The 12,800-nt window shown below is 38.6% G+C and carries 11 protein-coding genes and 1 pseudogene; 8 read left to right on the forward strand and 4 right to left on the reverse strand.

Annotation, left to right across the window (positions count from 1 at the left end; translation table 11 throughout):
- Positions 1-1,189: pseudogene (locus tag V7K56_RS20095) on the forward strand (S-layer family protein); the annotation flags it as partial.
- A gap of 266 nt (positions 1,190-1,455) precedes the next feature.
- The gene (locus tag V7K56_RS20100; protein ID WP_334912881.1) at positions 1,456-2,790 is read left to right on the forward strand and encodes a hypothetical protein; all 1,335 of its coding nucleotides are present in this window, start codon (positions 1,456-1,458) and stop codon (positions 2,788-2,790) included.
- Between the two features lie 295 nt (positions 2,791-3,085).
- On the opposite strand, the gene V7K56_RS20105 is transcribed toward V7K56_RS20100, so the two are convergent.
- Positions 3,086-3,964 (reverse strand): aspartoacylase, encoded by an 879-nt coding sequence (locus V7K56_RS20105; protein WP_334912883.1) that lies wholly within the window; start codon positions 3,962-3,964, stop codon positions 3,086-3,088.
- Positions 3,965-4,166: 202 nt separating this feature from the next.
- Between V7K56_RS20105 and V7K56_RS20110 the strand changes: the two genes are divergently transcribed.
- From V7K56_RS20110 to V7K56_RS20125, 4 genes are all read left to right on the forward strand, one after another.
- Entirely contained in the window at positions 4,167-5,369 is a 1,203-nt protein-coding gene (locus V7K56_RS20110) for an AGE family epimerase/isomerase (protein ID WP_334912885.1), read from the forward strand.
- A gap of 46 nt (positions 5,370-5,415) precedes the next feature.
- Positions 5,416-5,757: a ribonuclease toxin immunity protein CdiI gene (gene cdiI, locus V7K56_RS20115; protein WP_334912887.1), complete on the forward strand. Its 342-nt coding sequence runs from the start codon at positions 5,416-5,418 to the stop codon at positions 5,755-5,757.
- Between the two features lie 214 nt (positions 5,758-5,971).
- The gene (locus V7K56_RS20120) at positions 5,972-6,559 is read left to right on the forward strand and encodes a Uma2 family endonuclease (protein ID WP_334912889.1); all 588 of its coding nucleotides are present in this window, start codon (positions 5,972-5,974) and stop codon (positions 6,557-6,559) included.
- 271 nt (positions 6,560-6,830) lie between these two features.
- Positions 6,831-7,313 (forward strand): cupin domain-containing protein, encoded by a 483-nt coding sequence (locus V7K56_RS20125; protein ID WP_334912891.1) that lies wholly within the window; start codon positions 6,831-6,833, stop codon positions 7,311-7,313.
- Positions 7,314-7,515: 202 nt separating this feature from the next.
- Here V7K56_RS20125 and V7K56_RS20130 read toward each other — a convergent pair whose 3' ends face one another.
- The 3 genes from V7K56_RS20130 to V7K56_RS20140 form a co-directional block, all read right to left on the reverse strand.
- On the reverse strand, positions 7,516-8,844 hold the full coding sequence (locus V7K56_RS20130) for an ATP-binding protein (RefSeq protein WP_334912893.1): 1,329 nt from the start codon (positions 8,842-8,844) through the stop codon (positions 7,516-7,518).
- Between the two features lie 94 nt (positions 8,845-8,938).
- Positions 8,939-10,228: a tellurite resistance TerB C-terminal domain-containing protein gene (locus V7K56_RS20135; protein WP_334912895.1), complete on the reverse strand. Its 1,290-nt coding sequence runs from the start codon at positions 10,226-10,228 to the stop codon at positions 8,939-8,941.
- Positions 10,229-10,456: 228 nt separating this feature from the next.
- Positions 10,457-11,806 (reverse strand): ATP-binding protein, encoded by a 1,350-nt coding sequence (locus V7K56_RS20140; RefSeq protein WP_334912897.1) that lies wholly within the window; start codon positions 11,804-11,806, stop codon positions 10,457-10,459.
- 87 nt (positions 11,807-11,893) lie between these two features.
- On the opposite strand from V7K56_RS20140, the gene V7K56_RS20145 reads away from it, so the two are divergent.
- Positions 11,894-12,226 carry a TMEM14 family protein gene (locus tag V7K56_RS20145; protein WP_334912899.1) on the forward strand — a complete coding sequence of 111 codons (333 nt, stop codon included), beginning with the start codon at positions 11,894-11,896 and terminating at the stop codon, positions 12,224-12,226.
- Positions 12,227-12,520: 294 nt separating this feature from the next.
- Positions 12,521-12,712 carry a hypothetical protein gene (locus V7K56_RS20150; RefSeq protein WP_334912901.1) on the forward strand — a complete coding sequence of 64 codons (192 nt, stop codon included), beginning with the start codon at positions 12,521-12,523 and terminating at the stop codon, positions 12,710-12,712.
- The last annotated feature ends 88 nt before the right edge of the window (positions 12,713-12,800 follow it).

The following is a 12,800-nucleotide window of genomic DNA, read 5'->3' on the forward strand; positions in this document are numbered from 1 at the left end:
ATTGAAGATTGAAACTGGGCAGTTGATTATTCAAGATGGGGCGCAGGTTTCAGCTTCCACTTATAAAGAATCTATTGGAGGGGGAGGAACTTTGTTTGTCAATGCAAGGGACTCTATCCAACTGATTGGAACTTCGCCAGAAAATAATCCCAGTGGCTTGCTTACCATAACACAAGGCGCTGGAAATGCCGGAGAGTTAAGGATTGAAACTGGGCAATTGATTGTTCAAAATGGAGCAAGAATTTCAGCTTCCACTTCTGGTGAGTCTACTGGAAATGGGGGAAGCATCATAGTAAAGGCTGAAGAATTAAATGTCTTAAAAGGTGACATAAATGTGAGCAGTCAAGGCACAAAAAAGGCAGGTGATTTGGAAATCACTGCTCATTCTATCAAATTGGATAATCAAGGTAGACTCATTGGGCAAGCTAACTCCGGTGATGGTGGCAATATTACGCTGAACTTGCAGGACTTATTGCTACTGCGCCGCAAAAGTGAAATTTCTACTTCAGCAGGCACTAAAGGGGCTGGTGGAAACGGAGGTTATATCACCATCAATGTCCCTGATGGCTTCATCGTCGCTAAACCAAATGAAAACAGCGACATCACCGCCAATGCCTACAATGGTAAAGGGGGAACAGTCACAATCAACGCTACTAAGATTTTTGGAATTGCGTCACTAACTAGCAAAGACCTTAAAAGGTTGCGCCCTACTGATTCAGACACGCGTCACCTTATGACAAATGATATTACAGCAATTTCCCAAATAAAACCTAATTTAAGCGGCACTGTAGAAATCAACACGCTTGATGTTGACCCCTATCGAGGATTATTAATTAACTTACCAGCCGTACCAGTTGATACTCAAGTGTCGCAAGTCTGTCAAGGGCGCACAGCACAAAATAAAAGCAGTTTTACAATCACTGGACGTGGCGGTTTACCCCGCAATCCCTATGACCTTCTTTCTCCTAATGCAGTTCTGGCAGATTGGGTAACTCTCGACCCAAGGGGTGAAAACCTCGTTAGTACAGATATTTCTACTCAGGCAACTAACCCGACACCAGCGCCGATTGTGGAAGCGCAAGGGTGGGTGAGAAATGCAAAAGGAGAGATTGTACTAACAGCTTATACGCCTACAAACACGCTTCATAGTTCGTGGCAGAAACCAGCTAATTGCCGTAGCGATTTTTAGATCGCCTGTCAGAGATATTATCTATTATGTTGAGCTAACCTGCGGAATGTCGGTTCAAACATCACCCCAATCTGTTACGCTAGTTCGCGCCGATTTCGCCAAGGATTTAATCCCAATAACCTGGCTGTGCCAGATATAGGCTGTAGTATGCCTGTACGATCAAACCTATTCTGCTAAGTGTGCATCTCCATAAATCTAGCAATAGCTAGATGCTGAAATTCTCTCAAAGGCTATAATTTACATCTGTTGCACCGAGAGATTAACTTGTGGATGCCATATTAGAACGATCGCACGAATTAAAACAAGCCTTAGTTGATTTTGTCCTTGATGCTGAAGGCGAACTGGCACAAGCACTGGAAACTTATGCCGCAGAACAGTTGCGTCGTGGAAGTGGTGACAGTACACAGCAAGACTTAACCATCGATAGCTTTTTGACAGCCGGGAAAGTCGGTGATAAGTCTCCATTAGAGTTGTTTATCGAAAGCCATCCAGATTTAGCAGAAAGCGATTGCAGCCTGATAAACAGTTGGCATCATAGTTTTATTGGCTTATTTGCCATCACTGATATTTTACCTGATGGCTTTGAATTGACAAACTGGTTGACAGATAAACGCTACATTGTCAAGCCAAACAATACTCAAACATTACAGGCAATATCTCGCTTGAAAGTCGGAGAAATCTTACTAACTCGCATTTCTCCCGTTACTGATAGCTTCTGGATGTTTTCTGGTTCCTACACAATAATGGGTAAATTAGGTAAACCAAAACTTGCCGTAGCAATTGGTAATTTCAAAGAAAACTATAAAAGTAATCTTTACAGCGATGCTCCAGACTTGCTAGAAGAAGCTTGGCAGTCAGTAGAAAAATATCATCAGCAGTTTGTGGACTTTTTTGGCACTGATGAAATCACACTACCTGGATACCAGCTTAATAAAAAAATAGCGGAATTTCAAGAAGTAATTACGGAAAAAACCTTTGCAGCCGCAGGAATTGATACTTCTAAATCTCTTGCGGAAGTAGCAGAAGCAGCTGGAATTGGCGACGATGAAATAAAAGCAGCCGCACAAGAATTTGGTGCAGATTCCAACGTAGTCTCTGAGATGTTTAACAGCAAAAGCAGCAAGAGCAAAATGGTTATGCCAAAGGTTGATTTGCCTGCTGAACTCAAGAAAGCAGAACAGGTAACGGCTCTTTCTCATCCCCGTTGGGGACAAATGTTTTTACCAACATACAGTAAAGTACAAGCAATTTTATCAGCAGAGGACTGGCAAAGTGTGCAAGGGGCAGAAAAATTAATTCGCTACTACCTTGAAGATAAAAGTATTAATGCTTTTATTTGGCATCGATTAGCGCAACAGTATCCAACTCAATTAGAAAATGTGTTGCAAACATTTTTACAACGTCCAGAGTTTAGGCTTGAAAGTGACTTGGATGCACTTTTGCAAGAATTCTACAAACCTATTGAGCCAGACTTGCCAGACATTGCCAGTGTACCCATACATTTGCATAACTTATTTCAGGAAGCTTTAGGAGAAGTTAACAAATCTAAGCCCAAGGGTAAGGGGCAACAAAAGCCAGCAAAGGGTTTTCAACGAGGTTAATAAATATATCCAACATTTTACCCTACTCACTTAGGGTTATATCGTTTCCTTTCTTAAAGTCCTTTGTAGGAGTGTATAGTTAGCTGTGCCCTCCCACAGCGTATTGCGTGAAATCAGTATGAAAAACGAGATCAAGACCATCGGTAAGAGGTTAAAATAAAGCACATTTTGTCAATCAGTTAAAATTGTTAAAGAATAAAAATATGGCATTTTACTATTAATTATCATAAAAATAACTAAAGAACAATTTTACTACTTTGGCTGATTTGCAGTCTTGGTTAGAAGGACGAACAAATTAAACTATTTCTTCCTGCTTTTGACTTAAATACATTGCAATTCCTTTTTCATAGTAAGCTGCTTCATTAATAAAAATAGGATAAACAGTAGACTCACCCTCATAGAAAATATCTTTTCCTTCAAAAGTCAGAAACATTGGATCGCCTGGATGCAAAGGTTTATAATCCCTAAACTGAAGCTGGGGGTGAATCATGGCTTGAATTTCTCCGCATTCGCTTCTCGGATAATCGATAGTCTTAATGTATTTATAAAGTGTAAGGTGGTTGCTTGTCTGCGGAACATTCCCCTGGTTGCACTCTTCAAAATAATCTAAAACTGCATAAATAAGCTGTTCTGTTTCCTGAAATAATTCACTGTTTAAAACATTTTGAGCTACAGCCCCAACTTCTATAACAAAACCCAATTCACACAAAGAACGGAGAAAACCATTTTCTTTTGATTCCTGGTTAATACAGACTTTCACTAAAGGATTTATATAACTTAAATAAGCACCTAATCGAAGCAATAAAGGATGCAGATCACAAAAAATCAGACTTAAGCCCATATTGGCAGTTGTGCTGTGCAAATCAATAATTACATCTACAAAAGGCTGATTTTGTGGTTGCAATATCTGTTGAATTGCTTTTGCCCGTGTATCTTCATAACTTGAGAGTTGGGTATTTTGTAAGCCTTGATTAGTAAAACAACGATTTAAATCCTTGTCAATGTATCGTTTGCCTTCTTCAATAGCTTTGAGATTACCAAGTAATGCCAGAGTTTCAAAACTTGCCCTGTTAATTAAATTAGGATATTGCTGAAACTTTTTGACTAAATGTACTCCTGTTAACTCATTACCGTGGTTTCCTCCAACGATCGCAACTCGTTCAATCTGACTCATAACAACCTCATATCTAAAAAACTACCCTACAGTTATTGAAAATGCTGCAAGATACAAGATAGAAGTATACTTGCTGCTGACTAAATCTTGTAAAAGACTGACGCGATGTCTACGACGGGCTACGCCTACCTACGCTCGATGTTCGAGTCAAAATATGATAACTGTTAAGCTGTTGGTTTTGGTACAAAAGGGGAGGAAATTTATGGAGTATAATTTTCAAGCGATGCCTCCGGCGGGCTATGCCTACGCTGAACTTTACAAAAACGCCCTCCTCAATGACGTACTCCCCTTTTGGGAAAAATATTCTCTTGATTGGCAGCAAGGCGGCTATTTCACCTGCCTTGATCGTAAAGGCAAAATTTATGATACAGACAAATTCATCTGGCTGCAAAACCGCCAGGTGTGGACTTTTTCTATGCTTTACAACCAGCTAGAAAAGCGCGAAAACTGGTTGAAAGTTGCCAGCAACGGCGCTAATTTTCTTGCCCAACATGGCAGAGATAGCGATGGTAACTGGTACTTTGCCCTCACCCGTGAAGGGAAACCATTGGTTCACCCTTACAATATCTTTTCTGATTGCTTTGCGGCGATGGCATTTAGTCAATATGCACTCGCTGGCGGCGAAGAATGGGCAAAGGATGTAGCGATGCAAGCTTACAACAACGTATTACGCCGTAAAGATAACCCAAAAGGCAAATATAATAAGACCTATCCTGGCACACGCCCGATGAAATCATTGGCTGTACCGATGATTTTAGCCAACCTGACTCTAGAAATGGAATCGTTGCTGCCAAAAGAAACACTACAGAATGTCCTAGCTGAGACAGTCCGCGAAGTGATGAGCGATTTTCTCGACCCAGAACGGGGACTAATGTACGAAAACGTTGCCCCTGAAGGTTCCCACATAGATTCTTTTGAGGGAAGACTGATTAATCCAGGTCACGGTATCGAAGCGATGTGGTTTATCATGGACATCGCGCGTCGCCAAAACGATACCAAAACTATTAACCAAGCCGTTGATGTGGTGCTAAACATCTTGAATTTTGCTTGGGATACCGAATACGGCGGATTGTATTACTTTATGGATGCAGATGGTCATCCCCCACAACAATTGGAATGGGATCAAAAGCTGTGGTGGGTTCATCTAGAGTCTTTGGTTGCATTAGCAATGGGCTATCGGCTGACAGGGCGTGAGGTGTGTTGGGAATGGTATCAAAAGATGCACGATTACGCCTGGTCACACTTTGCTGATTCAGAATACGGTGAATGGTTTGGCTATCTCAATCGTCGTGGAGAAGTATTGTTGAACCTCAAAGGCGGCAAATGGAAAGGATGTTTTCATGTACCGCGTGCATTGTACCTTTGTTGGCAGCAATTTGAGGCATTGCAATGCCTACGGCGGTAAACAACGCAGCCAGTTTAATCTTCAGGGAAAACGCATCTTATTTTTTATGCTCAAAGAATTATTTGACGGCGTAGACTATACAACCGATCCACTTTGGATAGTTAAGTCATACTTTAATGCAATAGTGGGTATCTCTTTCCCTGATGCATTAAATTATCTTCTTGAAGGTACTGGTTATGGTAGTGAATATGCCATGTGTGAATTTCCTTGCGAAGATGAGGATGATATGTTTGAAGGAGTTCGCTTTTGCTTTCTGGATAAAGATGAAATAATAGTTTCTCAAGAGATATTCAAAAAATATCTCAAAATAGCGGCTGAAAGGTACATTGAACTTAATCCAGAAAGAGCAGATGAAGTTCAAAATATACTCAAAAAATTATCTCAATAGCGCTGACAAGTTAAGTGATTAGACGAGTTTTTTTACTCCGTTAATGAAGTTTTAACTGCCAAGGTTAACGCTTCGCTTACTCGCTTTCACCTTAAGTTGACACCAATAAGCAATGCTATACCCCTACTGCATGGTCTATTTACCTGAAAATTGCTGTAATCTCTGTTAATGTACAAGTAAAAGTAGAATTCAGTGTCATTAGTAAGGATGTCTCATGAATATTGTGACACCTAAGCGATTTACGATCGCTGAATACCATCGATTGATTGAACTCGGATTTCTCACAGAGGCCAATCATATTGAATTAATTCGAGGGGAACTGATTCAAATGACAGCAAAGGGAACACCTCATACAGTTTGTAGTTCTATCCTGTGCCGTCAATTGGATCGGCTTCTAGGCGATCGAGCAGTCATCCGTGGACAAGATCCGATCACCCTTCCTAATCAGAGTGAGCCTGAGCCGGATGTTGTCATTGCAAGAGGAAGAGATGAAAATTACCTTGCTCATCACCCCTATCCCGAAGATATTTTGTTAGTGATTGAAATTTCGGATAAAACTTTAGATTACGATCAAACAACCAAGCTGTCTTTGTATGCAGAAGCCGGAATTTCTCATTACTGGATTGTGAATTTACCAGATAGTCAACTTGAGCGCCACAGCCAGCCATATCAAAATGCTCAAAATAAGTTTAGCTATCTTAGCAAGCAGATTTCTTTATCGAATCAGTCAGTGGTAATTCCTGGATTTGAAGATGCATTATTAGACTTGAATCGGTTGTTTCCAAAAGGTATTAGTGAATGATTTTGTTGGTGCGATCGCGATTAAACCTTGCTTTAATTAATTCGATGTTTTGTTAGTAATCTTGATAAAGATGAAATAGTTTTTAAATATGTCTTCAAAAACTGTCTCAAAATAGCAGACGAAAAGTACATTTAACTTAATCCAAAAAGGACAGATGAGGTTCAAAATGCCTCAAAAAATTATCTGAATAGTACTGGCAAGTTAAGTAATTAGACAAACGAAACACAAAATGATTTAATTAAAGGTATTGCCCAAACAAAAAACTTTTAATATGAGAAAACTGTCTTTGATTCTCCCTTTAGCTATCCTAGCTTTTGGCAGTGTAGTTGTTAAAAGTCAAGAAATCTCCTCAGCCAATACTTACACTCAATCTGTTACCCGTGAAGTTTTAGCGAGTGGTTATCCTACTCAAGATCAAAAGCAGATTCTTGAACTTGTACGCTATACCATCGCACCAAGAGCAAAACTCCCTACTCATACTCATCCGGGAATGCAGATTGGACGAGTAGAAGCGGGAACTTTAACTTTTACTGTTGTGGAAGGAGAAGCTAAAGTAACGAAAGCTAACGGCACAGTATTGATTCTTAAAAAAGGGAGAACTATACAGCTTACAGTTGGAGATTCTTTAGTTGAATCTGTCGGAATAGTTCATTATGGAGAAAACCAAACAAACAAACCGATTATTCTGTTGTCTGCTTCTCTATTTAATGCTAATCAACCAAAAGCTATTTTAATCAATCCTGAAAAAAGATGAATTTGATGAGAGATTTCGACTTATGTTAGAGATTTACTCATTAGTCCTTGAAATGGCATCACACAGATGACGATATGAGTCACCAGAGTTTAATCATGTTGACCCTCTCAAGTTAAATCTGGAGGAGTTTACAAACTTTGCGAAGTGTCACATAAAACTGAAGATTTAAATAATGTTCTAGGCTCAATGTCTTGATTATTAACTACAAACTAAATTCGGCGGCATCATCCTCATCCACATCTGCATCTTTACCCACAGCAGTCGGTTTAAATTTAGAGCCATGAATTAATTCAGCAAACGCAATTCCTGGATTTTGGTGAAGAATATTTAACACACTCATAAAATCTCGCACAATCTCCCCTGGTGTAAGTAATGCTTCTGCACCCAAGCGATTAATAATTTCTTGCACAAACTCCTTCAACTCACGATTTGTCAAAGTTTGTTCATAGCTAAAATTGAGTGCATGAATCTCAGCTAAACGTTGCAAAAGCGTCAATATTTCTGCTTCACTCAATGGATTTAGCCGAATCACTGGCCCTAAATTTTCCTGAACATTAGCTTGGGCAATAAAACGGCTTTCTTTTGTGCGTCTTTGCCAAGCTTGGTCTGCAAAAAGTCCCCGTTTTGGGTCTTCTAGAAATTTAGTTGTTCCACCAACAACAATGCCAAGATATTCTGCTTTACACTGCATAGTATCGTTAAACATTGCCAGGAGTCGATTATAATTCTTTTCTCGTGTAACGGTGGTAGATATTTGATATAAATGTACGGCTTCATCAACTAAGATTAACAGTCCTTTATAGCCAATCTCAGCCACAAACTTCGCAAATAGTTTTATATAGTCATACCAACTATCATCATCAATAATTATCCGTACTCCTAAAGCTGCTTTCGCTTCAACTTTAGTAGTAAATTCTCCCCTTAACCAGCGCATCGCTGCATTTTTTAAATTATCATCATCCAATCGGTAGCCACGCCAATAAGCGATAATCACGCTACCAAAATCAAAACCGTGAACTAAATCTTCAATATACTGAACTACTTCCCTAATTTTTGATTCAACTTGGTCATCAAAACCATCGTCATTCGGACGCATTTCAGTTTCTTTAACCACTTCTTGTTGAATTTTATTAATCCATCCTTCTAAAATAGAGACTAAAGCACCACCATCAGGACGAGTTTTTGTAGCTAGGTGGCTCATTAATTCTCGATAGGTGGCTACACCTTCATTGTTGCTTCCAGCTAATCGACGTTCAGAAGATAAATCAGCATCAGCTACTACAAAACCTTGCTCCATCGCTCGATTGCGAATTAGTTGCAGTAAAAAACTTTTCCCTGAACCGTAGTTACCAATTATGAAGCGAAATGCTGCGACACCTTCTGCAATATCATCGAGATTTTGTAATAGGCTTTTTAGTTCTTTTTCTCGACCTACTGCGATATATTCAACTCCCACTCTTGGTACTACCCCCGCACCAAGGGAATTGATTAAAGCAGTGGAGATTTTCTTCGAGATTTTGAGCTTTGCCATGTATTACACTTCACTTTATTCTAAACGCAGAAGCACGCAGTAAGTAGGTAAGGTACATCACCTTATTACTAAATCTTACGACGGCAATAACAATTTAATTTGACGAAGTATGTCTGGCCATGAGGCCTTCATACATCACAATCATTTTTTTGACATCTGTTATATGCTCCTGATAAACTTTTGGACTTTCCAAATTTGAATCAATTATTAATTCCCCAATAGTATCATTTGCCTGTTTATTTATAGAATCGATTAATAAATTTGGCATGGTGATATTTGCTTCGGCAATTTTTTTAATAGTATTATTGGGATTATCTTGTTCAACTATAGCTTTTAATACTTGTAACTCATGTCCTGGAAGGTTTGCGAGAAAATTAATCCATTCTTCAGATATGTTTTCTGATGTCTCAACTTTCAAAGTATCAATGACATCTGAAGATTCAATTATTTCCGAAAATGGAAATAACTCAATATTACCTTCTTGGGAATTATTAGACAAAGGCTGTGGACTGAATGTTTCTACTTGTTGTAGTAATTCCCATATTTGATTTTGTAATGAGTCTCGTTCTTGTTGCAATAATGAAACTTGTCCTTGTAATTGCTGTAATTCGGCTTTGTGTTCTGCTAGTTGGGTTTGTGAAGAATTCAGGATAGCTTGGATATTTTCTCTTTCGGTTTTCGTTGCTACAAGCAATTGATTGTTTTGGTTTATCTCAACTTCTAGTTCTTGAATTGCAATTCGTAGTTCGTATAATTTTTCTTCTAATTGGGGTTTGAGTCTGCCTAAAAGAGTTAAATTACTTTCAACTTCTTGTTTTTCGTGTTGTAGCTCGGAAATTTGACTTTGTAATTGGGTGATTTCAGCACGAGATACATTACAATTTGACTCTAAACGGCGCTTCTCTGCTGTGAGGATAGAAAAAGCATTGTTCAATTCAGTTTGATTGTTCTGCAAATTATTAATTTCAGATTGCAAGCTGTTAACTTCTGTTTCTAATTGCTTCTTTTGTCCTGCAAATGTTCTTAATTCTCGATGTAGACTATCTCTTTGACTACGGCTTTCTATGACTTGATTTTGCAACTGTTGCGATTCAGTATAGAGTAGATTATGATGTTCTTCAATTTGATTTATTTCTCTGACAACACGAGCCTTTAATCCCTCCATATCTTTAATTCGTTTGCGGAGAGAACCTAAAACAAACATTTCATAATTTCTGCGTCGCTTGTCTATGAATAATGCTGTTGTATGGATAGTAACGGCAGTAATTACACCTGTGAGAAAGGCTTTATTAAAATCCCAACTTGGAACAAGGCTAAGACCAAAACTCACACTAAAGGCAACTATTACTAGTATAAATCGATTGCTGATCGTTACTGATTGCATATTGCTGGTTTTTAGCGTAGTTAAATTATCTGAATAAGTAGCTTTCATAGTAATTATTAATTCAAAATTATTTACATATATAAAATACTTAATTAATTGGTTTAGTGAAACAAAGCATTTTTATTAACTTTAGGATCGTAATCGTTCTCAAATATCTAATTTTACTTACTAGTGCATAACATTATTGTGTAAATCATAAAAAAGTACAATCATCAATAAAATTTCATACTACGTATTGGATGTATTGTTACCTGTATTAAAAAGTGTTAAATCGGCTTTTAAAAAATCAACAAACTGCCGTGCTGTACGTCCAGAACGACCATTATGACGAGTTGCCCATTGTAATGCCTGAAATTCCAAATCTTCTTGGGTAATATTAATTTCAGCTTGTGTCACTAGATGTTGTACAATTTTTAAATAAGTTTTCTGATTGGCTGGTTCAAAAGTCAAGGTTAAACCAAAGCGATCGCTAAACGAAAGCTTCTCTTGCATCGTATCCCAGGCATGGATTTCCTCGTTATCCTTGGGGGTAGGTCTATCCACAAAAAACTCCCGAATCAAGTGGCGGCGATTGGAAGTAGCATACACCACTACATTTTGAGGCCGCGCTGTTAAATTACCTTCTAAAACTACCTTGAGGGCTTTAAAGGCATCATCATCTTCTTCAAATGAAAGATCATCTACAAAGATAATAAATTTTTGTGATACACCCCGTAAACTTTCCACAATTTTTGGTAAGTCTTTTAAATCAGATTTTGCCACTTCTAATAAACGGAGGCTGCGATTGCTATATTCATTCAACAAAGATTTCACTAAAGAAGATTTGCCAGAACCGCGACTACCGTAAAGTAATACATGCAGTGCCATCTCTCCTGATAATAAAAACTCTGTATTTTTCAGCAAAGCATCTTTTTGAGATTCGTAACCGACAAGCGCATTCAGTTTAACCGGGTCAGAATAGCGGATACCGATAAACTGCCCAGATTGCCAGCGTAAAGCGCGATATTCTGCAAATAAACCAGAGCCACATTGCCGATAATAAGCTGCTAACTCTTCTACAGCATCACCCCAATTATCTAACTCTTGTAAATATGTAGCGAACTTTGTCTCTACCGCTACCAATTCTTGCTCTTTATACCACACTATTGGTGAAATCGGCATATAAGCTACGTCTTGTACCCACTCGCTCAAAGAAGCGCTGCTACATTCATAGAGACTTTGCAATATTTGTAAATCATGCTGAACTGCTGCTACTAAAGCTGGCGGCAAATCTTCAAATTCTCGCACTCCCGCCAGTCTTGTAAAGGGATTCTCACAGAAGAGAAGTTGAGTAATTAAATAGTCTTCCCAGTTTTGATTTCTAGCAGCTAAAGCGTGGAAGTAACTGCCGTACGCTTGGAGACAACCCTGTGCATCGGTGTTAGTGTAACGTATAGCTTGCAACAGTTCCAAAAATGCCATTCCGACTTCCCCTTGGAGAACAGACTGGTACAGTAAGAGTGAGGCTGCTTGGCGCTGGAGATATTGAACCTTTGCATATAAGGAAGTACTTGCCATTGGTATCGCTAGATTATCCATCAATCAACTATGTGGTATAGCTAAATAGCTATGGTAAATTGTCTGCTGACCCTGGCAGTAAAGTCAAAGTCTACATAGGTTTTAACAATGAATTTAGGTATAGTTGCTGCTTTTGCCTACGGTATATTAGCAATTGTTGGTGGTATTATTGGCTATATTCAAGCTACAAGTAGAGTTTCACTCTTAAGTGGTAGCATTAGCGGTTTATTACTAATATTTGCCGCTTACTTTCAACTCCAAGGACAAACCTGGGGTGCGATTTTAGCAGTGTTAGTTACTGCTGTTTTAGTAGTTTTCTTTGCATTTCGATTGGCAAAAACACGCAAGTTTATGCCTGCGGGATTAATGATGATTTTGGGTATGCTGGCATTGGCGGTGATGGTGCATCAATTTGTGGTTTTAAGTAGCATTAGTCTCTAGGCAATAACTACCCTCCTGTTTTTTTTGGTATGGCATCTTTACCCTGCTTTGATTCTATTAGTACATTTATATTACCGTGACTTGTTACCCCTGGCTAAGGCAATTTTGCACCTTGGTTAAAGTACAGTTTCATAAGATGCACTCATGTAGCTTTGTTTGCGATCGCCCATAGTCATCTACAATTTGTAGGTGACAAAAATAACGTGATAATCAGCATTCCAGACATCAATTCTGAAAATTAAATCAAAAAATAATTATTAATTGCCGAAAAACTCCGGTTTTTTTGGCTTTGTGATGATAAATAAAAGTAATAGTATTGAATCGCGTGCTTCGTACCGCGAAGGATTACTAAAATTCTTCGCTGCTTTGAGGATAACTACTAAATATCAAATAACTTCTGCTGCCAATCAGTTTTTTGCTGGGGATGCTTCTTTGCCACCAAAAAAAGGCTCTACCACAAAACTTACTGTAGATGTATCTAAGTAACTATGCTGATAAAGTGTAAAGATGTCAAGGTATCTTGGAGCAAATTTTAAAGGAATTGCAAAGGACTTGGTGCCATTTTGGCAGGTTT

Origin of the sequence: Nostoc sp. (assembly GCF_036917535.1) — a bacterium.
Taxonomy (GTDB): Bacteria; Cyanobacteriota; Cyanobacteriia; order Cyanobacteriales; family Nostocaceae; genus Nostoc.

What these genes read in the sequence shown, in the direction of transcription:
- V7K56_RS20105 (WP_334912883.1), bottom strand. Translation starts at nt 3,964, where the DNA reads ATGAGTCAGATTGAACGAGTTGCGATCGTTGGAGGAAACCACGGTAAT.
- V7K56_RS20110 (WP_334912885.1), top strand. Translation starts at nt 4,167, where the DNA reads ATGGAGTATAATTTTCAAGCGATGCCTCCGGCGGGCTATGCCTACGCT.
- cdiI (WP_334912887.1), top strand. Translation starts at nt 5,416, where the DNA reads ATGCTCAAAGAATTATTTGACGGCGTAGACTATACAACCGATCCACTT.
- V7K56_RS20120 (WP_334912889.1), top strand. Translation starts at nt 5,972, where the DNA reads ATGAATATTGTGACACCTAAGCGATTTACGATCGCTGAATACCATCGA.
- V7K56_RS20125 (WP_334912891.1), top strand. Translation starts at nt 6,831, where the DNA reads ATGAGAAAACTGTCTTTGATTCTCCCTTTAGCTATCCTAGCTTTTGGC.
- V7K56_RS20130 (WP_334912893.1), bottom strand. Translation starts at nt 8,844, where the DNA reads ATGGCAAAGCTCAAAATCTCGAAGAAAATCTCCACTGCTTTAATCAAT.
- V7K56_RS20135 (WP_334912895.1), bottom strand. Translation starts at nt 10,228, where the DNA reads ATGCAATCAGTAACGATCAGCAATCGATTTATACTAGTAATAGTTGCC.
- V7K56_RS20140 (WP_334912897.1), bottom strand. Translation starts at nt 11,806, where the DNA reads ATGGATAATCTAGCGATACCAATGGCAAGTACTTCCTTATATGCAAAG.
- V7K56_RS20145 (WP_334912899.1), top strand. Translation starts at nt 11,894, where the DNA reads ATGAATTTAGGTATAGTTGCTGCTTTTGCCTACGGTATATTAGCAATT.
- V7K56_RS20150 (WP_334912901.1), top strand. Translation starts at nt 12,521, where the DNA reads ATGATAAATAAAAGTAATAGTATTGAATCGCGTGCTTCGTACCGCGAA.